The 23873-nt window shown below is 69.0% G+C and carries 16 protein-coding genes; 10 read left to right on the top strand and 6 right to left on the bottom strand.

Going from position 1 to position 23873, the window contains the following annotated elements; translation table 11 throughout:
• Positions 1-134: 134 nt before the first annotated feature.
• A complete protein-coding gene (locus tag ACWGI6_RS34395; protein ID WP_453271136.1) occupies positions 135-3584 on the bottom strand; it encodes a GH92 family glycosyl hydrolase in 3450 nt (1149 codons plus the stop codon).
• A gap of 435 nt (positions 3585-4019) precedes the next feature.
• Between ACWGI6_RS34395 and ngcE the strand changes: the two genes are divergently transcribed.
• The 9 genes from ngcE (at position 4020) to ACWGI6_RS34440 (ending at position 16453) form a co-directional block, all read left to right on the top strand.
• Positions 4020-5459, top strand: a complete 1440-nt coding sequence (gene ngcE / locus ACWGI6_RS34400; RefSeq protein WP_453271137.1) for an N-acetylglucosamine/diacetylchitobiose ABC transporter substrate-binding protein — start codon at positions 4020-4022, stop codon at positions 5457-5459.
• 88 nt (positions 5460-5547) lie between these two features.
• A complete protein-coding gene (locus tag ACWGI6_RS34405) occupies positions 5548-6471 on the top strand; it encodes a carbohydrate ABC transporter permease (RefSeq protein ID WP_453271138.1) in 924 nt (307 codons plus the stop codon).
• Entirely contained in the window at positions 6471-7436 is a 966-nt protein-coding gene (locus ACWGI6_RS34410; protein WP_453271139.1) for a carbohydrate ABC transporter permease, read from the top strand. The genes ACWGI6_RS34405 and ACWGI6_RS34410 overlap by 1 nt, the downstream gene beginning before the upstream one ends.
• Before the next feature lie 317 nt (positions 7437-7753).
• Positions 7754-8953: an ROK family transcriptional regulator gene (locus ACWGI6_RS34415; RefSeq protein ID WP_453271140.1), complete on the top strand. Its 1200-nt coding sequence runs from the start codon at positions 7754-7756 to the stop codon at positions 8951-8953.
• A 140-nt stretch (positions 8954-9093) separates the two neighbouring features.
• Entirely contained in the window at positions 9094-10188 is a 1095-nt protein-coding gene (locus ACWGI6_RS34420; RefSeq protein ID WP_393903688.1) for a sugar ABC transporter substrate-binding protein, read from the top strand.
• A 239-nt stretch (positions 10189-10427) separates the two neighbouring features.
• A complete protein-coding gene (locus ACWGI6_RS34425; RefSeq protein WP_453271141.1) occupies positions 10428-11228 on the top strand; it encodes an ATP-binding cassette domain-containing protein in 801 nt (266 codons plus the stop codon).
• Entirely contained in the window at positions 11225-12532 is a 1308-nt protein-coding gene (locus ACWGI6_RS34430; RefSeq protein ID WP_393903690.1) for a sugar ABC transporter permease, read from the top strand. Before ACWGI6_RS34425 ends, ACWGI6_RS34430 begins: the two co-directional genes overlap by 4 nt.
• Positions 12533-12744: 212 nt before the next feature.
• Complete coding sequence (gene dxs, locus ACWGI6_RS34435; protein ID WP_453271142.1) at positions 12745-14730, top strand: 1-deoxy-D-xylulose-5-phosphate synthase; 1986 nt, start codon at positions 12745-12747, stop codon at positions 14728-14730.
• Between the two features lie 196 nt (positions 14731-14926).
• On the top strand, positions 14927-16453 hold the full coding sequence (locus ACWGI6_RS34440) for an amino acid permease (RefSeq protein WP_453271143.1): 1527 nt from the start codon (positions 14927-14929) through the stop codon (positions 16451-16453).
• Between the two features lie 97 nt (positions 16454-16550).
• Here ACWGI6_RS34440 and ACWGI6_RS34445 read toward each other — a convergent pair whose 3' ends face one another.
• The 3 genes from ACWGI6_RS34445 to ACWGI6_RS34455 form a co-directional block, all read right to left on the bottom strand.
• Entirely contained in the window at positions 16551-16943 is a 393-nt protein-coding gene (locus ACWGI6_RS34445) for an NTP pyrophosphohydrolase (protein ID WP_453271144.1), read from the bottom strand.
• Between the two features lie 97 nt (positions 16944-17040).
• The gene (locus ACWGI6_RS34450; RefSeq protein WP_453271145.1) at positions 17041-19185 is read right to left on the bottom strand and encodes a 3-hydroxyacyl-CoA dehydrogenase NAD-binding domain-containing protein; all 2145 of its coding nucleotides are present in this window, start codon (positions 19183-19185) and stop codon (positions 17041-17043) included.
• Complete coding sequence (locus tag ACWGI6_RS34455; protein ID WP_393903695.1) at positions 19182-20408, bottom strand: thiolase family protein; 1227 nt, start codon at positions 20406-20408, stop codon at positions 19182-19184. The genes ACWGI6_RS34450 and ACWGI6_RS34455 overlap by 4 nt, the downstream gene beginning before the upstream one ends.
• A gap of 247 nt (positions 20409-20655) precedes the next feature.
• Here ACWGI6_RS34455 and ACWGI6_RS34460 point away from each other — a divergent pair, with 247 nt between their 5' ends.
• On the top strand, positions 20656-21342 hold the full coding sequence (locus ACWGI6_RS34460) for a PepSY domain-containing protein (RefSeq protein WP_453271146.1): 687 nt from the start codon (positions 20656-20658) through the stop codon (positions 21340-21342).
• A 381-nt stretch (positions 21343-21723) separates the two neighbouring features.
• Here ACWGI6_RS34460 and ACWGI6_RS34465 read toward each other — a convergent pair whose 3' ends face one another.
• Both ACWGI6_RS34465 and ACWGI6_RS34470 read right to left on the bottom strand, forming a co-directional pair.
• Entirely contained in the window at positions 21724-22998 is a 1275-nt protein-coding gene (locus ACWGI6_RS34465; protein WP_453271147.1) for an HRDC domain-containing protein, read from the bottom strand.
• A 77-nt stretch (positions 22999-23075) separates the two neighbouring features.
• The gene (locus ACWGI6_RS34470) at positions 23076-23738 is read right to left on the bottom strand and encodes a response regulator transcription factor (RefSeq protein WP_018536954.1); all 663 of its coding nucleotides are present in this window, start codon (positions 23736-23738) and stop codon (positions 23076-23078) included.
• Positions 23739-23873 lie beyond the last annotated feature (135 nt).

Consider the following 23873-nt stretch of genomic DNA (forward strand, 5'->3'; position numbering starts at 1 on the left):
GTCTGGTGGGCTCGGTTTTGTTTAAAAGAGACGGGCCCGGCGGTACCGGAGGGGCCGCACTCCCCCTCGGCCGAGGGGGAGTGCGGCCCGTCCGCTTTCGGTAGTTCCACGGAGACTTCACCGGTCAACGGGGTTCAGGGCGTCCCGAGTAGCTCGATCTCGGCGAGCGTGCCCTTGCCGTCGGGCACCAGCCGGTAGTGCCGATAGCTGCCGGGCCGGCTCATGGCGAAGACACGGGTCTGGCGGTCCCAGGTGAAGGACTCGCCCTTGCGGTGGTCCAGTGGCGTCCACCGCTTTCCGTCCTGGGAGCCCTCCAGCGTCCAGCCGGCCGGCGCCGTGGTGCGGTCCGACGAGGTGAGCGTGTACGACGTGACCCGGGTGGGCCGGGTGAGGTCCACCGGGGCGCCGGTCAGTTCGGCCGCGCTGTCGGAGGTGTTGTCGAAGAGCGGACCGCCGTCGGGACCGGTCACATCCCGGGGCGGGGAGGGGATCTTGTCGTCCTGGGTGATCGACGTGGGGGCGGCCTGCGCTCCGGTGCCCCAGGCGGACGGCCGGTCGCCCATGGTGAAGTCCAGGGTGCCGCCGCGGGCGAGGAGCCGGTGTGGCAGGGCGGTGGATTTCCAGGGCTTGCCGTTCACCCGGAGGCCTTGGACATAGACATTGCGCGCGTTGTTGCGCGGGGCCTTGATCGTGAGATCGCGGCCGTTTTCCAGATGGACCGTGGCCTTGGTGAAGAGAGGGGAGCCCACCGCGTATTCGCCCTGGCCCATCACCAGCGGATAGAAGCCGAGTGAGCTGAAGACGTACCACGCGGACATCTCGCCGTTGTCCTCGTCGCCCGGATATCCCTGGCCGATCTCACTGCCGAGGTAGAGCCGGGACATCGCCTCGCGGACCTTTTCCTGGGTCTTCCAGGGCTGCCCGGCCGCGTCGTACAGGTAGCCGATGTGGTGCGAGGGCTGATTGCTGTGCCCGTACATGCCCATACGGGTGTCGCGGGCCTCGGTCATTTCGTGGATCACATCGCCGTAGGAGCCGGCGAATTCCTTGGACGCGGTCTCCGGAGTGGAGAAGTAGGCATCCAGCTTCTTGGCCAGGCCGGAGCGGCCGCCGTAGAGGTTGGCCAGGCCCCGGGTGTCCTGCGGCGCGGTGAAGGCGAAGGTCCAGGCGTTGGTCTCGGTGTAGTCGTTGCCCCAGACCCGGGGGTCGAACGTGCCCGGCGGCAGCCGCCAGTTGCCCTGGGCGTCCTTGCCCTGGAAGAAGCCGACCTTGTCGTCGAAGAGCTTGACGTAGTTCTGGGCGCGGCCCAGGAAATAGGCGGATTCTTCCTTGTAGCGGGGTTTCTTGGTCTTCTCGTACAGCGCCTTGCCCATACGGGCGATGCCGAAGTCGTTGAGATAGCCCTCCAGCGCCCAGGACATGCCCTCGCGGGTGTCGGTGCTCGTGTAGCCCAGGAAGGGCGCGGTGTTCATGCCCTTACGGCCGACGCCGGGGTCCGGCGGGGCGACGGTGGCATTCTTGACGGCCGCGGTGTAGGCCGCCTCGGCGTCGAATTTCACCCCCTTGGCGTAGGCGTCGGCGAAGGCCACATCGGAACTCGTACCGGTCATCAGGTCCGCATAGCCGGGCGAGGACCAGCGGGAGATCCAGCCGCCGTCCTTGAACTGCTGGACGAAGCCGTCGACCATTTTCCCGGCCCGTTTCGGGGTGAGCAGGGAGTAGGCGGGCCAGGTGGTCCGGTAGGTGTCCCAGAAGCCGTTGTTGACGTACACCTCACCGTCGACGATCTTCGAGCCGGTATGGGTCGGGGTGTCCTGCCCGGTCTGCGGCGAGAATGGGCTGGCGTAGCGGCTGCGTGAACCGACCGTCTCGAAGCCGGAGTTGGGGTAGAGGTACAGCCGGTAGAGGTTGGAGTAGAGGGTGGTGAGCTGGTCGCGGCTCGCGCCCTGGACCTCGATCCGGCCCAGGAGGTCGTCCCACTGCGACTGCGCCCGGTCCTGGACGCCGGCGAAGGTCGCGTCGGCCGGGATCTCCCGGGTCAGATTCGCCTTCGCCTGGTCCACGCTGATCAGCGAGGTGGCGATCCGCATGGTCACGGTGCGGTCCGCCCCGGGGTTGAAGCGGAGGTAGCCGGTGACGTCCTTGCCGCCGGTGCAGGCACCGGCTCCACCGGAACGGCTGACGCCGCACCCCCCGCCGTCGAGCTTGCCGCCGCCGGTGACCGGGGCGTCGAAGACGCCGTAGACGAAGAGCCGGGTGGCGCCGACGGACAGGCCGCTCCTGACGTCCGAGAAGCCGGTGACGATCCCGCGCTCGGTGTCCAGGCTCAGCCCGCCCTTGTTGTTGACGTTGTCGAAGATCAGGCTCGCCTGGTCGCCGGGGAAGGTGAAGCGCATCAGCGCGGCGTGGTCGGTCGGGGTGATCTCCGTCTTGAGACCGTTGTCGAAGGTCACGCCGTAGTAGTGCGGCTTCGCGGTCTCGTTGGAGTGGTGGAACGGCAGCGCACGGCCGGTGCGCGAGGCATCCGGGGTGCCGGCCACGGCGGACGGCATGACCTGGAACGTCTGCCGGTCTCCCATCCACGGGCTCGGCTCATGGCTGGCGCTGAAGGCCTGGAGGGTGGGGAGGTTGTCGGCGTTGTTCTTCCGCGCGTACTCGTAGAGCCAGTCCGCGGAGCCCGCGTTGGTGACCGGGGTCCAGAAGTTGAACCCGTTGGGGACGGCCGTGGCGGGGAAGGTGTTGCCGCGCGAGAAGCTGCCGCTGGAGAGCGTGCCGCGGGTGGTGACGGCGTAGTCGGAGAGGTGCGCGAGCGGCTTCTCCGCGGCCTTGGGGCCGAGGGTGAGGTCATCGACCCAGCCGCGGAAGGCCGGTGCGGTCCGCGGCGCCTCGGGCGCGTCGTAGCCGACCAGGATCCGGTCGACGGTCTTGCCGGCGGCGACCGCGCCGATCCGCGACTCCCGGTTGTTCCACTGGTTGACGTAGAGCGTCTTGGAGGCCGCCTGGCCCTGCGGCGTCAGCGGCGCGCCGTGCTGGTCGACGGCGGCCAGATCGCTGAGGTAGGTGCCGTCGGTGAAGGCCAGATCCACGGCGGTGTGGGTCGCCGGGTAGGCCGGGTCGCTCTTCGCCATCTCGGGGAAGAGCTTGTACGAGAGCGAAGTGGCCGCGGTGACGGGGAGATCGACGTCAAAGATCTTGTTGTACGCGTAGCCACGGCCGTCGGCGGTGTGGGTGCCGGAGTAGCGCAGCGCATGGGTGCCGCTGAAGCCGGCGTGCGTCTTGGCGGTGGGGGAGTCGCCGGGGCCGGTGTCGGTCCCGGTATTCATGCCGGGTGCCGCGGGGGCGGTCTGCGGGCTGACGCCGGAGGCCCTGGGTTTTCCGTCGGGGCCGGTGTCGACGCTGTCGGTCCAGTCCGGCTGCGGTTCGCCGGGTTCGAAGGAGGAGCGGAACTCCGTTGCCCCCTGGGGCTTTCGGGGCGGCGCGGCCTGAGCCGGGCCGTGCACGGTGATGACGAGTAGAGCGGCCGCCGCGAGGGCGGCGGGGCGGGCGATCCCCCGCAGTGGACGGTGCCGGTATCTGAGCCGCACGCGAGCCCTCTCAACGAGATTGACATCGTTGTCAGTTACATGACGCCAAGATAAACAGAGATAAGTAAGGTGCGTGGGGACTTTGGTGTCAAGGGTGTTGCTGAGATCGGTGGGCCGCTCGGTCGCCGGGCGGTCCGGCAGAGTGATGTCCGGGCGAATCCCGTGCATGCCGGGGAGGTCTCAACTAGGGAAAGACTGCCGTCCAACCCTGCATTCGATCTTGCCCCTGCGGCCGGAAGTGGACTATACCTGTCGGCGTCCGACCGGCCGTACGACCACGGCCGTGGATCCGGGGGGAAGGCGGGAACGGATGACTGCCCCGCATTTCTCTAGCGCGCCCGGTGCACATCCCGTACAACTCAGCTTCATCTGACCCGCGGTGCCGGGGTGGCTCCGGTACACCGCCTGAGTCCTGAAGAAGGCGAGGACTTGAGCATGGGATCCACCTCTGAATTCAACCGTCGCGATCTGGTCAAGCGAGCCGCGGCCCTGGGGATCATCGCCGTACCGTCCATGGGAGTGCTGTCGGCGTGCGCCGGCGGCGGTGGCGAGGAAGATAACAAGGTCGAAAAAGGCAAGAAGTCGGCCAAGAATCCGCTCGCGGTCAATGAGTCGGCCGGCCTCGATGTGGTCATCTTCGACGGCGGATTCGGCGACAAGTACGCCAAGGACGCACAGGGCGAGTACGTCAAGTCCTTCCCGAAGGCCGATGGCAAGGTCAAACTCTCGTCGACCCAGAAGATCCAGTCGACGCTGCAGCCGCGCTTCAACGGCGGAAACCCCCCGGACCTCGTGGACAACTCGGGTGCGGAACAGATGGATTTCGGCACCCTGGTGGCCAAGGACCAGCTGACCGACCTCACGGCCCTCCTCGACGCCCCCTCCTTCGACGATCCGAACAAGAAGGTGCGCGACACGCTGCGCCCCGGTGTCGTCGAAATGGGCCAGTTCGGCGGCAAGGAAACCTGGATCCTCTACTACGCGTACACGGTCTACGGCGTCTGGTACTCCAAGGGCAATCTGCAGAAGCTGGACGCGGAATACCCGGAGACCTGGGACGACATGCTGGCCCTGTGCGCGAAGGCCAAGAAGAAGGGTGTCGCGGGCTGGACCTACCCGGGCAAATACCCGTACTACTTCCCCTTCAGCCTCTACCCGTTCATCGCCAAGATCGGCGGTGAAGAGGTCCTGCGGAAGATCGACAACCTGGAGCCGAACGCCTGGAAGGACCCGGCGGTCAAGGCGGCCTTCGACGCCTACTACGAGCTCTACAAGAAGGGCTATGTTCTCAAGGGCTCGCCCGGCCTGGACCACCTGCAGTCGCAGAAGGCGTGGGCCGAGGGGAAGGCGCTGTTCATCCCCAACGGTTCCTGGGTGGAGAACGAGTCGGCCAAACAGATCGCGAAGAACCCGCACTTCGATCTCGCGGTCGGCGCCCCGTCCAGCCTGTCCACCTCCGACAAGATGCCGTACGGCACCCTCTGGGCCTCCGGCGGCGAGCCGTACATCGTTCCGCGGAAGGCCCGCAACGCCGAGGGCGGTATGGAGCTGCTGCGCATCATGCTCAGCAAGAAGTCCTCGCAGAACTTCATCAAGCAGGTCTCCTCGCTCACCTCCCTCAATGGCGGCACCGAGGGGCTGACGCTCCCGCCCGGTCTGGCATCGGCGCAGGCCGCACTGCAGAAGGCCGGCCAGAACATCGTCAATCCGCGGTTGCAGGACTGGTATGTGGCGCTCGAGAAGGAGCGGATCGGTGTCGGTGCGCTCGGCGAGATGATGGCCGGCCGGATGACGCCCGACGAGGCCATCAAGAAGATCCAGAAGTACGCGGATGACACCCGCGACGACTCCAGCGTCAAGAAGTACAAGCGCTGACCGACAAGCGTGTGGGGCACCGCCCAGGGGGAGCTGAGGGCGCGTCACCGGCGGCGGCAAACGCAGGGAGAGAACGGGATCGGTAGTCATGAAACACGGTAAGTACCGTTTCATCGCGGGGTTCTTGGTCCTCCCGCTGGCGATTTACGCGATCTTCGTGATCTCGCCGTTCGTGCAGGCCATCTACTACTCCTTCACGGACTGGACCGGACTGAGTCCGGACATGAAGATGGTCGGCTTCGACAACTATGCGCGCCTCTTCACCGACGATGTCTTCTGGTCCGCCGTGGGCAACAGCGTGACGTTGTTGCTGCTCCTGCCGGTGGTGACGCTCTCGCTCGGGCTCTTCTTCGCCTTTATGCTCAACGTCGGTGGCCGCCGCCGGAAGAAGGCGGTCATCGGCGGTGTGCGGGGCTCGGGCACCTACAAAATCCTCTACTTCTTCCCGCAGGTGCTGTCGGTCCCGATCGTCGCGCTGCTGTTCCAGTTCGCCTACAACCCGGAGAGCGGTGCGCTCAACGCCTTCTTCCAGGCGATCGGGCTCGACCACGTGCAGCCGGACTGGCTGGGCGATCCGCAGATCGCGCTGTGGTGCGTCATGGCCGCGATGGTATGGGCCAATGTCGGCTTCTATGTGGTGCTCTTCTCCGCCGGTATGAGCTCCATTCCGAAGGACTTCTACGAGGCCGCGCTGCTGGACGGCGCGAACCGCTTCAACACGTTCTTCCGGATCACCCTGCCGCTGCTGTGGGACACCGTCCAGACCGGCTGGATCTATATGGGCATCCTCGCCCTGGATGTTTCGGCCTTCGCGTTCGTGCAGATCATGAGTGTCGGTCCGGGCGGTCCCGACTATTCGACCGAGGTCCTTCCGCTGTACGTGTACCAGAAGACCTTCCGCGACGGTCAGGCCGGATATGCGACGGCCATCGGCGTTTCCCTGCTGATCGTGACCCTCATCTTCTCGGCCATCGTGATGCGGCTGGGACGACGCGAGCGACTGGAGTTCTGATGAGTGCGCAGACGGATCCCGCGGACCTCCCCGGTGTGACGAAGGAGCAGGAACCGCAGCCGGGTACCTCGCGACTGCCCGGGCCGCGCGGTGGTCAGGGCGGGAAGGGCGGCGCCCGCTCCGGTGGCGGAAGGAGAGAGGGCAAGGTCCTCAACGTCTTCTCGCACGGAGTCCTGGTGATCTGGGGCCTCTTGGTCACCATGCCGCTGCTGTGGGCGGTGGTGAGCTCCTTCAAGGACGACACCGAGATCTTCGGCTCGCCCTGGGGGCTGCCCTCGGTCCTGCACTTCGACAACTGGTCACGCGCCTGGGACAAGGCGAACATGGGCCAGTACTTCCTCAACTCGCTGATCGTCGTGGGCGGTTCGCTGATCGGCACGATGCTGCTGGGGGCGATGGCGGCGTATGTGCTGGCCCGTTTCGACTTCCCGGGCAACCGCTTCGTGTACTTCCTGTTCGTGGGCGGGATGGGCTTCCCGGTCATCCTGGCGCTGGTCCCGCTGTTCTTCGTCATGAAGAACATGGCGCTGCTGGACACCTACCAGGGTCTGATCCTGGTCTATATCGCCTACTCACTGCCGTTCACGGTCTTCTTCCTCAGCGGATTCTTCAGGACGCTGCCCACCTCGGTGGCCGAGGCGGCGCTCATCGACGGCGCCTCGCACACCCGCACCTTCTTCCAGGTGATGCTGCCGATGGCCAAGCCCGGCCTGATCAGCGTCGGGATCTTCAACTTCCTCGGGCAGTGGAATCAGTACCTGCTGCCGACGGTGCTCAACGTCGGGGACCCGGACAAGAAGATGCTGACCCAGGGACTGGTGGCGCTGGCGGTGAGCCAGGGCTACAAGGGGGACTGGTCCGGTCTGTTCGCGGGGCTGACGATCGCGATGCTGCCGGTGCTCGCCGCCTACATCATCTTCCAGCGGCAGGTGGTGGCCGGTCTGACCGCCGGCGCACTGAAGTAGGGGAGTGGGCCGGGGAGCGGTACGCCGCCGACGGGTGGCGATGGATTTGCGCCGGCTTTGCGCACCGCCGGGTGCGCGCTCCGGGGCGGCTCCGCCGCGGCGGAGCCGCCCCCGCGGGCTTCCCTGAGGGGCCGCCCCTGATCATGTGTGGGCTCAACGCCTTGACGGGACTTCCCGGCTGGAGTTCTGCTTAGAGTTCACATGTTGAATCGAGGGCCGTCCCACAAGGGTGTGGGTTCGGCCGGCGGGTGGTCGATGTACCTCCCCCAGTCACCACTGGGAGGTACCCCCGGCCCCAGACGGGAGTGGATGACTCGATGGAGACTCCGGGGTCGCAGTCCTCGTTGCACCGGGCCAATCTGGAGCGGGTCGTACGTGCTGTGCGTATGGCGGGCTCACTCACGCAGGCGGAGATCGCTCGGAGCACGGGGCTGTCCGCGGCCACCGTTTCCAACATCGTTCGTGAGTTGAAGGACGGCGGGACCGTTGAGGTGACCCCGACCTCGGCGGGCGGGCGGCGGGCGCGCAGCGTCTCCCTCTCCGGCGATGCGGGCATCGTCGTAGGGGTCGATTTCGGGCATTCCCATCTGCGGGTGGCGGTCGGCAACCTCGCCCACCAGGTGCTCGCCGAGGAGGCCGAGCCGATCGATGTGGACGCGTCCGCGGCCGAGGGCTTCGACCGGGCGGAAGAGCTGGTCAACCGGCTGATCACGGCCACCGGGCTCGACGCGGGCAAGGTCATCGGCGTCGGCCTGGGCGTACCGGGACCCATCGACGTCGAGTCCGGGACGCTGGGCTCGACGGCGATCCTGCCGGGCTGGTCGGGGACCAACCCCAGCCAGGAGCTGTCCGGGCGTCTCGGCGTGCCCGTCTACGTCGACAACGACGCCAACCTCGGCGCGCTGGGCGAGCTGGTGTGGGGCGGCGGCCGGGGGGCCACCGATCTGGCGTACATCAAGGTCGCCAGCGGTGTCGGCGCCGGCCTGGTGATCAGCGGGCAGATCTACCGGGGGCCGGGCGGCACGGCGGGCGAGATCGGGCACATCACGCTGGACGAGTCCGGCCCGGTGTGCCGCTGCGGCAACCGCGGCTGCCTGGAGACCTTCACCGCGGCCCGCTACGTCCTCCCGCTGCTGCAGCCGAGCCACGGCCCCGATCTGACCATGGCGCGGGTGGTGCAGCTGGCCCGCGAGGGCGACCCGGGCTGCCGGCGGGTGATTGCGGACGTAGGCCGTCATGTCGGGAGTGGTGTGGCGAACCTGTGCAATCTGCTCAATCCCAGCAGGGTGGTGCTCGGCGGTGATCTCGCCGAGGCCGGTGAGCTGGTCCTGGCGCCGATCCGTGAATCGGTGTCGCGGTACGCGATCCCCAGTGCCGCACGGCAGTTGGGGATCGTCCCCGGCACGCTCGGGGGCCGTGCGGAGGTACTGGGCGCGCTGGCGCTGGTGCTGAGCGAGATGGGCGATTCGACCCTGCTCGACGGCGCGCAGCCCGCGGGCGCGCCGGCCCTAGCGTGAAAGCGCTGAGTTCACACAGCTAACGCATGGCACCGTTGTCATCTCGTTAAGGATTTACTCCTTGACGGTCGGCTGGCGGCCGAGTTGACTTCCAGCCACCTCGGCCGCAACGACGCGGCCTCGTCAGGGAGGCAACCCCAATGAACGTTTGGACGCGTCGCGTCGTCATAGGCACTGCCGCCGTCTCGATGGCGCTCTCCGTGGCCGCGTGCGGTAAGGCCGGCGACAACGCCAAGGGTGGCGGTGGCGACAACAAGACCATCGGTCTGCTCCTGCCGGAGAACAAGACCACGCGTTACGAGACCTTCGACCGCCCGCTGATCGAGGCGAAGATCCACAAACTGTGCAGCGACTGCACGGTCAAGTACAACAACGCGGCGCAGGAGACCGAGAACCAGAAGAAGCAGTTCGACGCGCTGATCACCCAGGGCGTCAAGGTGATCATTCTGGACTCCGTCGACTACAAGGCGACCAAGTCCTGGGTGAACCAGGCCGCCAAGAAGGGCGTCAAGGTCGTCGCCTACGACCGGCTGGCCGAGGGCAAGCTCTCCGCCTACGTGTCCTACGACAACGAGAAGATCGGCCGCCTGCAGGGCCAGGCCCTGGTCAAGGCGCTCGGCGGCAAGGCCAAGGACAGCAATGTCGTCATGATCAACGGCTCGCCGACCGACCCGAACATGCCGTTCTTCAAGAAGGGCGCCCACAGCGTCCTCGACAAGCAGGTCAAGAAGGTCGCGTACGAGCAGGACATCCCCGACTGGTCGCCCGACGAGGCCAACAAGAAGATGGGTGCGGCCCTCGACTCGCTCGGCAAGGACGGCTTCCAGGGCGTCTACTCCGGCAACGACGGCATGGCCGGCGGCATCATCACCGCCCTCAAGCAGAAGGGCGTCAAGGTCCCGGTCGGCGGCCAGGACGCCGAGCTCGCGGGTCTGCAGCGGATCCTCAAGGGCGAGCAGGCCTTCACGATCTACAAGCAGATCAAGCCGCAGGCGGACTCCACCGCCGAGATCGCGGTCAAGCTGCTCAAGGGCGGCAAGATCGGCTCCCTGACGGACACCAAGGTCGACAGCCTCAGCGGCGAGGTCAAGGGCATCCCGGCCAAGCTGTACGACGCGCAGATCGTGACCAAGGACAACATCGCCTCCACGATCATCAAGGACAAGGTCTACAAGGCGAGCCAGATCTGCACCGGCGACGTCAAGAAGGCCTGCGAGGCGGCCGGCATCAAGTAGGCCCCGGCCCGTCGGCCACGGCTCCCCGGCCACGGCCACCGGCACACCTCTCCACCCCGGGGCCCTCGGGCCCCGGGCCCCCGGTCAGGCGGGGCCGCGCGGCACCGCCCGCGGCCCCCGACCCGGTCCGTACCCCGCCCGGCCACATCCCGTCCCGGGCGCGGACGCCGGACCGTTCCTCGCAAGCCCCCCCCGCTCCACGCACCACCATCCCCGCCGTTGTGACGGCGGCGAAGGAGATGATTCACGTGTCCGCTACGCCTGTGCTGGCGTTGCGCGGAGTCTCCAAGCGGTTCGGCGCCGTCCAAGCACTCACGGACGTCACCCTGGAGATCCACCCCGGTGAGGTGGTCGCCCTTGTCGGCGACAACGGCGCCGGCAAGTCCACCCTCGTCAAGACCATCTCGGGCGTCCACCCGGTCGACGACGGCGCCATCGAATGGGAGGGCAAGGCGGTACGCATCAACAAGCCGCACGACGCCCAGGAACTCGGCGTCGCCACCGTCTACCAGGACCTCGCGCTCTGCGACAACCTCGATGTCGTCGCCAACCTCTACCTCGGCAACGAGATCCGCACCGCGGGTGTCCTCGACGAGATCGCGATGGAGAAGCGCGCCAAGGAACTGCTGGACACCCTGTCCATCCGCATCCCGAGCGTCCGCATCCCCGTCGCCGCGCTCTCCGGCGGTCAGCGGCAGGTCGTCGCGATCGCCCGCGCGCTGATCGGCGACCCGAAGGTCGTCATCCTCGACGAGCCCACCGCCGCCCTCGGTGTCGAGCAGACCGCCCAGGTCCTCGACCTCGTCGAGCGGCTGCGCGAGCGCGAGCTCGGCGTCATCCTCATCAGCCACAACATGGCCGATGTGCAGGCCGTCGCTGACCGGGTCGCGGTGCTTCGGCTGGGGCGCAACAACGGGGTCTTCGATGTCGAGGGCACCTCCCACGAAGAGATCATCGCCGCCATCACCGGCGCCTCGGACAACGCCGTGACCCGCCGTAAGGCGCGTACGGACCAGGTGAAGAAGGAGGTCGGCGCATGAGTGATCTCACCAAGCAGCCTGCCGCGGGTGAGGACGAGGCGACCGCGGCCGCCCCGGCCGTCGACACCCCCCAGCCGGCCGCCATCGACCCCCGCCTGCTCGTCCGCGAGCAGGGCTTCGCCGGCTACCTCAACGACTTCAAGCGCCGGGTGCGCGGTGGTGAGCTGGGCTCCCTGCCGGTCGTCATCGGCCTGGTCGTCATTGCGGTCGTCTTCCAGCTCAAGAACAGCAGCTTCCTGTCCGCCGACAGCCTCGCGAACATCGGTGTCTACACCTCCGGCCTCGGCATCATGGCCGTCGGCATCGTCTTCGTGCTGCTGCTCGGCGAGATCGATCTGTCCGTCGGCTCGGTGGCGGGCGTCGGCGCGGCCGTATGGGCCGTGCTGAGCGTCACCCACGGTGTCAACGACTGGCTCGCCGTCCTGATCGCCGTCGTGGCCGGTGTGGTCATCGGCGCCCTGCACGGGTTCTTTTTCGCCAAGATCGGTGTGCCGGCCTTCGTCGTCACCCTGGCCGGTTTCCTCGGCTGGAGCGGGCTGCAGATCTGGATGATGGGCAAGGAAGGCTCCATCAACACGCCGAGCGGCAGCGTGGTGGAGAACCTCACCGGTTACTACTTCGAGGACAAGGGCGCGGCCTACGGTCTCGCGCTGATCGCGGTCCTCGCCTACGCCGGATCGCTGCTGCTGGACAGCAAGCGCCGTAAGGCCGCGGCGCTGCCCTCCCGGCCGCTCAGCGAGATCCTGCTGCGCACGGGCGTGGTCGCGGTGATCGCCTTTGTCGTCGCCTATGTCCTGAACGAGCCGGCCGGCGCCCGTGGTCTGCCGCTGGCCCTGGTGCTGTTCCTCGCGGTCCTGGTCATCGCCGACTTCGTGGTGCGCCGCACCCCCTACGGACGGCAGATCTTCGCGGTCGGCGGCAACGCCGAGGCGGCACGCCGGGCCGGCATCAATGTGAACAAGATCCGGATCAGCGTCTTCGCCATCTCCGGCATGCTCGCGGCCTTCGGCGGACTGTTCATCGCCAGCCTCTCCGGTGGTGCCACCAAGAACCTGGGCTCCGGAAACACCCTGATGAACGTCATCGCGGCGGCCGTCATCGGCGGCACCAGCCTCTTCGGCGGCCGTGGCAAGATCTGGTCCGCGCTGCTGGGCATGCTGGTCATCCAGTCGATCCAGCAGGGCCTGAACCTGCTGGGCATGGCGAGTGAGATCCAGTACATGATCACCGGTGCGGTGCTGCTCGCCGCCGTGGTGATCGACTCGGTCTCCCGTCGGACGCAGAAGACAGCCGGACGCACCTGACCGCGCCTGTCGCACGGCGGCACCGGCCCCCACCGGGCATGATCCGGTGGGGGCCGTTCCGCGTGCGGCGCCGCACCCCATGCGGCGCGCCGAAGTCCGTTTCACCCGAGTGACATACATCGCAAGGCCCGGGCGTCGGCGCGGCGGACGCGACATTAGACTCATCTGATCGGCAAGCTCGATCCACGGCAGCAAGCAGCAAGGAGGCAGGGGTGGCGTTGCTTTCCCGTATCAGGGGACCGCGCGATCTGGACCGACTGGGCCCGGAGCAGCTCGAGCAGCTGGCGGGGGAGATCCGTACCTTCCTTGTCGACGCGGTGTCCAAGACCGGTGGCCACCTCGGGCCGAACCTCGGCGTGGTCGAGCTGACCATCGCCCTGCACCGTGTCTTCGACTCCCCGAAGGACAAGGTCCTCTTCGACACCGGGCACCAGTCCTACGTCCACAAGCTGCTCACCGGCCGTCAGGACTTCACCAAGCTCAAGGCGAAGGGCGGCCTGTCCGGCTACCCCTCCCGCGCCGAGTCCGAGCACGACGTCATCGAGAACAGCCACGCCTCCACGGTCCTGGGCTGGGCCGAGGGCATCGCCAAGGCCAACGAGGTGCGCGGATCGGACAACCGGGTCGCCGCGGTCATCGGTGACGGCGCGCTGACCGGTGGCATGGCCTGGGAGGCGCTCAACAACATCGCCGCCGCCAAGGACCGCCCGCTCGTCATCGTCGTCAACGACAACGAGCGCTCCTACGCGCCGACCATCGGCGGCCTCGCCAATCACCTGGCGACGCTGCGCACCACGGACGGCTACGAGCGTTTCCTGGCCCGCGGCAAGGACCTGCTGGAGCGGACGCCGGTCGTCGGCAGGCCGCTCTACGAGACCCTGCACGGCGCCAAGAAGGGCCTGAAGGACTTCATCGCCCCGCAGGGCATGTTCGAGGACCTGGGGCTCAAGTACGTCGGCCCGATCGACGGTCATGACATCGAGGCGCTGGAATCGGCCCTGACGCGCGCCAAGCGCTTCGGCGGTCCGGTCATCGTCCACTGCCTCACCGAGAAGGGCCGCGGCTACCAGCCCGCCCTCCAGGACGAGGCGGACCGCTTCCACGCCGTCGGCAAGATCCACCCCGACACCGGCCTGCCCATCTCTTCGGGCGGCAAGGACTGGACGTCCGTCTTCGGCGACGAGATGGTCGAGCTCGGCAAGGAGCGGGGGGACATCGTCGCCATCACGGCGGCCATGCTCCAGCCCGTCGGACTGGAGAAGTTCGCCAAGGCCTTCCCCGACCGCGTCTACGACGTCGGCATCGCCGAGCAGCACGGCGCGGTCTCCGCGGCGGGCATGGCCACCGGCGGCCTGCACCCGGTCTTCGCGGTCTACGCCACCTTCCTCAACCGGGCCTTCGACCAGGTGCTGATGGATGTGGCGCTGCACAAGTGCGGCGTCACCTTCGTGCTGGACCGGGCCGGTGTCACCGGCACCGACGGCGCCTCGCACAACGGCATGTGGGACATGTCGATCCTGCAGGTCGTCCCCGGTCTGCGGATCGCCGCGCCGCGCGACGCCGACCAGGTACGCGCCCAGCTGCGCGAGGCCGTCGAGGTCGATGACGCGCCCACCGTGGTGCGTTACTCCAAGGGCGCGGTCGGCCCGGCCGTCGAGGCCATCGGCCGGGTGGGCGGCATGGACGTGCTGCGCAAGCCCGCCGAGGCGGTCAAGCGCCCGGATGTCCTGCTGGTCTCCGTGGGCGCGCTCGCCCCGATGTGCCTGGAGATCGCCGACCTCCTCGACAAGCAGGGCATCTCCACCACCGTCGTCGACCCGCGCTGGGTCAAGCCGGTCGACGAGGCGCTGCCGGGACTCGCCGCCCGGCACCGGGTCGTGGTCACCGTCGAGGACAACGTCCGCTCCGGCGGCGTCGGTTCGGCCGTCGCCCAGGCCATGCGGGACGCCGGTGTGGACGTCCCGCTGCGCGACTTCGGCATCCCCGAGCGGTTCCTCGACCACGCCTCCCGCAAGGAGGTCATGGCGGAGATCGGGCTCACCGCGCCGGACATCGCCCGCCAGGTGACCGGTCTGGTCTCCAAGATTGACGGCCTCCCCCAGTCTCAGCTGCGTGCGAGCGGGGAGACCTCCATCGACGACGCCGGGTCCGCGGGGGCCAACGGCATGGCCGAGCGGGCCGAGGCCGCCCGCGACTGATTCCGCAGCCGCCAGCGATGGGCCGGCCGGTCATCCGTACGGATGTTCCGCCCGGCCCATCGGCATGGTCTCAGTAACACTCCATCGGGTGAATCCCGGCCGTCCGGGGGCCCGCCGAAGCTGACTGCTTCCCGTCATTGCGGAGACTCGGTCAGTTCAGGAGAGTTGCGAGGGTCGTCCAGGCGGAGGTTCGCCCATGAGCACACAGCACGGCACACCACATGATTCGCGCCGCAATCGCGGCATGTTCCGGACGAAGACTGTAGAGCAGTCGATCCTGGACACCGAGGAGCCGGAGCACACGCTCAAAAAGTCCCTGTCGGCGCTCGATCTGACCGTCTTCGGTGTCGGTGTCGTCATCGGCACCGGCATTTTCGTCCTGACCGGAAAAATCGCCAAGGAGCAGGCCGGACCCTCCGTGGCACTGTCTTTTGTCGTCGCGGGCGTGGTCTGTGCGCTGGCTGCGCTGTGTTACGCGGAGTTCGCCTCCACCGTGCCGGTCGCCGGCTCGGCCTACACCTTCTCCTACGCCTCACTCGGCGAGCTGCCGGCCTGGATCATCGGCTGGGACCTGATCCTGGAACTCGCCCTGGGCTGTGCGGTGGTCGCCGTCGGCTGGTCCGGCTATGTGCGCTCCCTGCTGGACAGCGTCGGACTGCATCTGCCGCGGGGGCTCTCCGGCACCCATGAGGGGCGCTTCGGCTTCGATCTGCTCGCCACGATTCTCGTGCTGGTGCTGACCGGCATCCTGGTGCTCGGAATGAAGCTGTCCTCGCGGGTGACGGCGGTGGTCGTCGGGATCAAGGTCACCGTCGTCCTGCTGGTCATCATCGCCGGAGCCTTCCTCATCAGCGGCGCCAACTACACGCCGTTCATCCCGCCCAGCAAGCCCAGCGAGACCGGCGTCGGACTGGGCGAGCCGCTGTCGCAGCTGCTGTTCGGATTCGCCCCGTCCAACTTCGGGGTGATGGGCATCTTCGCCGGGGCGGCCGTGGTCTTCTTCGCCTTCATCGGCTTCGACATCGTGGCCACCGCCGCGGAGGAGACCCGCCACCCGCAGCGCGACGTGCCCCGCGGCATCCTCGGCTCGCTGGCCATCTGCACGGTCCTCTACGTGGCCGTGTCGGTCGTCGTCACCGGCATGGAGAAGTACAGCAAGCTCTCCACCGACGCCCCGCTCGCCGATGCCTTCAAGGACCTCGGGCACCCCTTCTTCGCCGACGTGATCAGCTTCGGCGCCGCCGTGGGCCTGACCTCGGTCAGCATGATCCTGCTGCTCGGCCAGAGCCGGGTGTTCTTCGCGATGAGCCGGGACGGGCTGCTGCCGCGGGTCTTCTCCCTGGCCCACCCCCGCTTCGGTACCCCCTACCGGGCCACCATCCTGCTGGGCGTCGTCGTCGCCGTCGTCTCCGGCTTCACCTCGATCGACGAACTCGCCGAACTGGTCAACATCGGCACCCTGTTCGCGTTCGTCGTGGTCGCCGTCGGCGTCGTCCTGCTCCGCCGCTCCCGGCCCGATCTGCACCGCTCCTTCCGTACCCCGTGGGTGCCGGTGCTGCCGATGCTGTCGGTGCTCGCCTCGCTGTGGCTGATGCTCAATCTGCCCGCGGAGACCTGGGTCCGGTTCGCGTTCTGGATGGTCGTCGGGTTCGGCGTCTACTTCCTGTACGGGCGGTCGCACAGCCGCCTCGGCATCCGCAACCGGCAGTCCGGCAAGGGCTGACGCCCGGCCGCACGTCCGCCCCGGTCCGGGCCGACAGCCCCGTATGCCGCCTCGCCGCGGTGTACGGGGCTTGTCCTTGTCGCCGCGGACCCGGGGGCTATGCCTCGCCGCGTCCCCGGCCCCGCACCGCCCGCGGCCCCGTCACCCGGGCCCCCAGTGCCTGGACCCGTTCGCGCAGCTCGCGGTCCGCGGTGACCACCAGGCAGTCCCGGTCGCCGCACTCCTCGGCCACCAGCTGCACGATCCGGTCGTCGCCGCTGCCGCTCGCCGACACCACCCGTACGCCCTCGATGGGCTCGACCCCGCGCGCCGCGCCCTCCACCACCAGGACCAGCTCCACGGGCGGCTCGACCAGCCCCGGCAGCCCCTTGTCGGTGTACTCGGAAAGGGCGTCGCGCAGCCGCTCCGCCGCACCGTGCCGGTCCCGCCACCAGCCGTCGGGCACCGAGCCGACGACATTGGCGGCATCGACAATGACCATGGAGTCCATGCCGCCACTGTCCCACGGACGGGACGGCTCCCGGCACACGAAGGCGCGAGCCGGCTCCGCCGAGCCGGCCCGCGCCTCCCCTATCAGTGGTGCACCCTTACACGGGCACGCTCGCGGTGCCCGGAGCCAGGAACTTCTTGCCGGTCACCCGCTCGGAGACACCCGCACGGTCCAGGTACGGCGTGATGCCGCCCAGGTGGAAGGGCCAGCCGGCGCCGGTGATCAGGCACAGGTCGATGTCCTGCGCCTCGGCGACCACACCCTCGTCCAGCATCAGGCCGATCTCCTGCGCCACCGCGTCCAGGACGCGGTCGCGGACCTGCTCCTCCGTCAGCACCGAGTCGCCCTGCTTGAGGAGCGCGGCGACCTCGGGGTCCAGCTCCGGCTTGGCTGGATTCTCGGCGGGGTAGACGTAGAAGCCGCGCTTCCCGGCCTCGACGACGGCCTTGAGGTTGGGGGAGACCGTGAAGCGCTCCGGGAAGGAGCGGTTGAGCGTCTCGGAGACGTGCAGACCGATCGCCGGGCCTACCAGCTCCAGCAGCACCAGCGGCGACATCGGCAGACCGAGCGGCTCGATGGCCTTCTCGGCGGTCTCGACCGGGGTGCCCTCGTCGATGACGTTCTGGATCTCGCCCATGAAGCGGGTCAGGATGCGGTTGACGACGAACGCCGGGGCGTCCTTCACCAGCACCGCGGTCTTCTTCAGCTTCTTGGCGACACCGAAGGCCGTGGCCAGCGAGGCGTCGTCGGTCTTCTCGCCGCGGACGATCTCCAGCAGCGGCAGGATCGCGACCGGGTTGAAGAAGTGGAAGCCGACGACCCGCTCGGGGTGCTTGAGCTTCGACGCCATCTCGGAGACGGACAGCGAGGAGGTGTTGGTGGCGAGGATCGCGTGCGCCGGAGCCACGGCCTCCACCTCCGCGAACACCTGCTGCTTGACGCCGATCTCCTCGAAGACGGCCTCGATGATGAAGTCGGCGTCGGAGAAGCCCTCGGCCTTGTCGAGGACACCGGAAACCAGGGCCTTGAGGCGGTTGGCCTTGTCCTGGTTGATCCGGCCCTTGCCGAGCAGCTTGTCGATCTCGGCCTGGACGTAGCCCACACCCTTGTCGACGCGCTCCTGGTCGATGTCGGTCAGCACGACCGGCACCTCCAGACGGCGCAGGAACAGCAGAGCCAGCTGCGAGGCCATCAGACCGGCGCCGACGACGCCGACCTTGCTGACCGGACGCGCCAGGTTCTTGTCCGGCGCACCGGCGGGCCGCTTGGCACGCTTCTGCACCAGGTTGAACGAGTAGATGCCGGCGCGGAGCTCGCCGCCCATGATCAGGTCGGCGAGGGCCTGGTCCTCGGCGTCGAAACCGGCCTGCAGGTCGCCGCTCTTGGCCGCGGCGATGATGTCCAGCGCCCGGTAGGCGGCCGGGGCGGCGCCGTGCACCTTGCCGTCGGCGATGAACTTGCCCTTGGCGACGGCCTGGTCCCAGGCCTCACCGCGGTCGATCTCGGCGCGCTCGACGGTGACGTCGCCCTTGAGGACGTTCGCGGTCCAGATCAGCGACTGCTCCAGGAAGTCCGCGCCCTCGAAGATCGCGTCCGCGATGCCGAGGTCGAAGACCTGCTTGCCCTTGAGCTGCTTGTTCTGGTTGAGCGAGTTCTCGATGATGACCGAGACGGCCTTGTCCGCGCCGATGAGGTTCGGCAGCAGCGCACAGCCGCCCCAGCCCGGGACGAGACCGAGGAAGACCTCGGGCAGCGAGAAGGCCGGGAGCGCCTTGGAGACGGTGCGGTAGGAGCAGTGCAGACCGACCTCGACGCCACCGCCCATCGCGGCACCGTTGTAGTACGCGAAGGTCGGTACGGCGAGCTCCGAGAGCCGCTTGAAGACCTCGTGGCCGCCCTTGCCGATGGCCAGCGCGTCCTCGTGCTGCTTGAGCAGCTCGACGCCCTTGAGGTCGGCGCCGACGGCGAAGATGAACGGCTTGCCGGTGATACCGACGCCGACGATGCCGCCGTCCGCGGCCTCCTTCTCGACCTGGTCGATCGCGGCGTTGAGATTCGCGAGCGAGCCGGGGCCGAAGGTGGTCGGCTTGGTGTGGTCGAAGCCGTTGTCCAGCGTGATCAGCGCGAACTTGCCCGCGCCGTACGGCAGATCGAGGTGGCGGACGTGCGCCTGGGTGACGACCTCGTCCGGGAACAGCTCGGCCGCACCCTTCAGAAGCTCGGCGGTGGTGGTGGTGCTCACTTGCTGCCTCCGTCGGACTCGAAGTGCGGGTTCTCCCAGATGACCGTCGCGCCCATGCCGAAGCCGACGCACATGGTGGTCAGGCCGTAGCGGACCTGCGGCTGCTCCTCGAACTGCCGGGCCAGCTGGGTCATCAGCCGGACGCCGGAGGAGGCCAGCGGGTGGCCGAAGGCGATGGCGCCGCCGTACTGGTTGACGCGCGCGTCGTCGTCGGCGATGCCGTAGTGGTCGAGGAAGGCGAGCACCTGCACGGCGAACGCCTCGTTGACCTCGAACAGGTCGATGTCACCGATGCCGAGGCCCGCCTTGGCGAGGGCCTTCTCGGTGGCCGGGATCGGGCCGTAACCCATGACCTCGGGCTCGACGCCCGCGAAGGCGTAGGAGACCAGGCGCATCTTGACCGGGAGGTCGTGCTCCCGGGCGAAGTCCTCGGAGGCGATGAGCGAGGCGGTGGCGCCGTCGTTGAGCCCCGCGGCGTTGCCGGCGGTGACGCGGCCGTGCGTACGGAACGGCGTCTTCAGGCCGGCGAGGCTCTCCAGGGTCGTCCCCGGGCGCATCGGCTCGTCGGCGGTCACCAGGCCCCAGCCGGTCTCGCCGACCTCCGCGTTGGTGTTGCGCACCGAGATCGGCACCAGGTCCTGCTGGATCTTGCCGTTCGCGTACGCCTTCGCCGCCTTCTCCTGCGAGCGCACGGCGTACTCGTCGGCGCGCTGCTTGGTGATGTGCGGGTAGCGGTCGTGCAGGTTCTCCGCGGTCATGCCCATGAACAGGGCGGACTCGTCGACGAGCTTCTCGCTCACGAACCGCGGGTTGGGGTCGACGGCCTCGCCCATGGGGTGGCGCCCCATGTGCTCGACACCGCCGGCGATGACGGCGTCGTACGCACCGAAGGCGATGGAGCCGGCGGTGGCGGTCACGGCGGTCAGCGCACCGGCGCACATGCGGTCGATGGAGTAACCCGGCACGGACTGCGGGAGGCCGGCGAGGATGCCGGCGGTCCGGCCGAGGGTCAGACCCTGGTCACCGATCTGGGTGGTGGCGGCGATGGCGACCTCGTCGATCTTCGCGGGGTCCAGGGCCGGGTTGCGGCGCAGCAGCTCCCGGATGGCCTTCACGACGAGATCGTCGGCGCGGGTCTCGTGGTAGATGCCCTTCGGGCCCGCCTTGCCGAACGGGGTGCGGACGCCGTCGACGAAGACGACGTCCCTAGCGGTACGAGGCACGTTGGCTCTCCTCCAGGTGCGGGATGGCACTGCTGCGGGGCGCCCCGGGGGACGCTTCACACCGACATGCTACTTACGGGTAACCAAGCTGCACACCCCCACCGCCCGGAGCGGTGAACGTCACACCGGGCGGAGGGGTCGCTCCCCGGGCGACTGCCCGGCAAGCGAAGGAAACAGCGGATCGAAAACGACCGAATGCCGTCGGGTCTTGGCGCAATTCATCCCATCACACACATAAAGTGCCCATATGGATACGAACAGGAGTGGTGTCGTGACCCGGTGCGGGCGTCCGGCGGGGCCGCGCGCGATCGGTCTGGTCTGCGCCGTCGCCGCCGCGGGTGCGCTGTTGTCGGGCTGCGGGAACAGCGACACGGCCGGCGCCCAGAAGAAGAGCCCCCCGCGGGCGGTGCCCGCCTCCGCCCCCGCCTCCCCGAGCAGCTCGCTCAGCGCTGACCAGGCCCAGCGAAAGGCCCTGATCCCCAAGGCCAAGGTGGGCTATGAGCAGGCGCTGAAGGCGGCGGTCGCGGCCGTGCCCTCCTCCGAGGCGATCGCCGCGGAGCTCAAGGGCTCACCCGACAGCCCCTACTGGAACACCGCGGTCGCCACGTCCGACGGGACGGTGCATTCCGTCCGCGTCGACGCGGTCTCCGGAAAGGCGGAGCAGCCGCGCACCGAGTCGGACGACCCCAACGACAAACAGGAGCTGGCCGCCCGGCTGTCCAAGGCCAAGGTCACGGCCCAGCAGGCCGCGCAGACGGCCACCGACAAGACGAAGGGCACCGTCACCACCATCGGACTGGGCAACGCCGACCACGCGGGCGACACGGTGGCCTGGACCGTGGGCGTCGTGACCACCGACAACTGGCAACAGACGCTGTACGAGATCGACGCGACCAACCGCAAGATCCTTTGGATGCACGTCAGTCAGGGCTGATCCACAAGACGCGCCCTGGAGCCCGTCTTACGGGCCGTCCCGGCCGTCCACCCCCGGGCAGCACCGCTCCGTGCCCTGCCCGTGCCGCGCCGTGGGGGGGGGGAAAACCACCCCCCCCCCCCGCGGGGGGGGGGCGCGGGCCCGGGGCGGCGCCGGGGCGGCCGCGGGGGGCGCGGGGGGCGGGACCCCCGCCCCCGGGGACCCCTCATCCGGCCCCGCCCCGCCCCCCCCCCCCGGGCCACCCCGGCGCGGGCCCCGCCCGGCCCCCCCCGGGGGGGCCGGCAACACCCCCCCGCCCCCCCGGCGGTCGGTTGCCGCGGCACGGGTGCGCCGAGGGGACGGCGGCGGGCGGCGCGGAGTGCGGAACCCGCGCCGCCGGTGTCAGCCGGCGTCGGTCCGCAGCGCCTCGGTGAGGATCGGCGCGACCTGCTCGATCTGCCAGGGGCGGGCGCCGTGACCCGTCAGCACCTCGGCGACCGACTCCCGGGTCGGCTCGGCCAGCGGCTCCCAGCACAGCCGGCGCACCGTGTCCGGGGTGATCAAGTTCTCCTGCGGGAGATTCAGGTTCTCGGCGAGCGCGGTGACCGCCGCGCGGGCGGCCGACAGCCGGGCCGCGGCGTCCGGGTCCTTGTCGGCCCAAGCGCGGGGCGGCGGCGGGCCGTTGAGCGGCTGGCCGGGCTGCGGCAGCTCGCTCTCGGCCAGCGTGCGGGCGCGGTCGACGGCGGCCTGCCACTGCTCCAGCTGCCGACGGCCCATGCGGTGGCCGAAGCCGGGCAGCGCGGCCAGTGCGTGGCTGTTCTGCGGCAGATTCAGCGCCGCTTCCACGATCGCGGCGTCACCCAGCACCTTGCCGGGTGACACATCGCGCCGCTGGGCCACCTGGTCACGGGCCGTCCACAGCTCCCGTACGACCGCCATCTGACGGCGCCGGCGGACCTTGTGCATGCCGGAGGTACGGCGCCAGGGGTCCTTGCGGGGCGGCGGCGGGGGAGCGGCGGCGATCGCCGCGAACTCCTGCCGGGCCCACTCCAGCTTTCCCTGCTGCTCCAGCTCCTCCTCCAGCGCATCGCGCAGATCCACCAGCAGCTCGACATCGAGCGCGGCGTAGCGCAGCCAGGGCTCGGGCAGCGGGCGGGTGGACCAGTCGACGGCGGAGTGTCCCTTCTCCAGGGCGAAGCCGAGGACGTTCTCGACCATGGCGCCCAGGCCGACCCGGGCGAAGCCGGCCAGCCTTCCTGCCAGCTCGGTGTCGAACAGGCGGGTGGGGAGCATCCCTATGTCACGCAGGCACGGCAGGTCCTGGGTGGCGGCGTGCAGTACCCACTCGGCGTCGCCGATCGCCTCCCCCAGCGCCGCCAGGTCGGGGCAGCCGACCGGGTCGATCAGCACGCTGCCGGCGCCTTCGCGGCGCAGCTGTACGAGGTAGGCGCGCTGGCCGTAGCGGTAGCCCGACGCCCGCTCGGCGTCGACGGCCACCGGGCCCGTGCCGGCCGCGAAGGTGGCCACGACCTCGGCGAGTGCCTCGTCCGTGGCGGTCACCGGGGGGATGCCCTCGCGGGGCTCCAGGAGAGGGACCGGCGCCGGTCGGGAATCCGGAGGCGAGTCTCCGGCTGCTCGCAGTGTCGTGTCTGCTGCGGTCTTTTGGGCGTCGGTCACCAGTCAAGGGTATCTGTGTATGCACGTCGCCCGTCGAGGGAACGTTCCCTCGACGGGCGAGCCGGTCGGATGGACGGTCAGTGAATGATGCCGGTGCGCAGGGCGACCGCCACCATTCCGGCCCGGTCGCCGGTGCCGAGCTTGCGGGCGATGCGGGCCAGATGGCTCTTCACGGTCAGTGCCGACAGCCCCATCGAGACGCCGATGGCCTTGTTGGACTGACCCTCCGCCACGAGCCGCAACACCTCGACCTCGCGGCCGGACAGCTCGCGGTAGCCGCCGGGGTGGCCGGGGGCGCCCGGAGGACGGCGCTGCATACGGGCCGCGTTGGCGCCGATGGGCGAGGTGCCCGGACGGCCGGGAAGGCCCAGGTTGGTACGGGTGCCGGTGACGACATAGCCCTTGACGCCGCCGGCCAGGGCGTTGCGTACGGCGCCGATGTCGTCGGCCGCGGACAGTGCGAGGCCATTGGGCCAGCCGGCTGCCCGGGTCTCGGACAGGAGCGTGAGGCCGGAGCCGTCGGGAAGGTGGACGTCGGCAACGCAGATGTCGCGCGGGTTGCCGACGCGGGGACGGGCCTCCGCGATGGACGACGCCTCGATCACGTCACGCACTCCGAGGGCCCACAGGTGGCGGGTGACGGTGGAGCGAACGCGAGGGTCGGCCACGACGACCATGGCCGTCGGCTTGTTCGGGCGGTAGGCGACCAGGCTCGAAGGTTGCTCGAGGAGAACAGACACCGGGCCTCCTGGGGGGAGTGGCGGGGACGGAACCCGACTTGGGGGAGCCGGAATAATCCGTGTTTGAAGGGTCACTGACCTCTTCGGCAGCAATCCAGCAGGACTTTAGACTTTGATCACGATTTAGTTAGGGGC

It is taken from the genome of Streptomyces sp. NPDC054786, assembly GCF_053611685.1.

What these genes read in the sequence shown, in the direction of transcription:
- ngcE (WP_453271137.1), top strand. Translation starts at nt 4,020, where the DNA reads ATGGGATCCACCTCTGAATTCAACCGTCGCGATCTGGTCAAGCGAGCC.
- ACWGI6_RS34405 (WP_453271138.1), top strand. Translation starts at nt 5,548, where the DNA reads ATGAAACACGGTAAGTACCGTTTCATCGCGGGGTTCTTGGTCCTCCCG.
- ACWGI6_RS34410 (WP_453271139.1), top strand. Translation starts at nt 6,471, where the DNA reads ATGAGTGCGCAGACGGATCCCGCGGACCTCCCCGGTGTGACGAAGGAG.
- ACWGI6_RS34415 (WP_453271140.1), top strand. Translation starts at nt 7,754, where the DNA reads ATGGAGACTCCGGGGTCGCAGTCCTCGTTGCACCGGGCCAATCTGGAG.
- ACWGI6_RS34420 (WP_393903688.1), top strand. Translation starts at nt 9,094, where the DNA reads ATGAACGTTTGGACGCGTCGCGTCGTCATAGGCACTGCCGCCGTCTCG.
- ACWGI6_RS34425 (WP_453271141.1), top strand. Translation starts at nt 10,428, where the DNA reads ATGATTCACGTGTCCGCTACGCCTGTGCTGGCGTTGCGCGGAGTCTCC.
- ACWGI6_RS34430 (WP_393903690.1), top strand. Translation starts at nt 11,225, where the DNA reads ATGAGTGATCTCACCAAGCAGCCTGCCGCGGGTGAGGACGAGGCGACC.
- ACWGI6_RS34440 (WP_453271143.1), top strand. Translation starts at nt 14,927, where the DNA reads ATGAGCACACAGCACGGCACACCACATGATTCGCGCCGCAATCGCGGC.
- ACWGI6_RS34445 (WP_453271144.1), bottom strand. Translation starts at nt 16,943, where the DNA reads ATGGACTCCATGGTCATTGTCGATGCCGCCAATGTCGTCGGCTCGGTG.
- ACWGI6_RS34460 (WP_453271146.1), top strand. Translation starts at nt 20,656, where the DNA reads ATGGATACGAACAGGAGTGGTGTCGTGACCCGGTGCGGGCGTCCGGCG.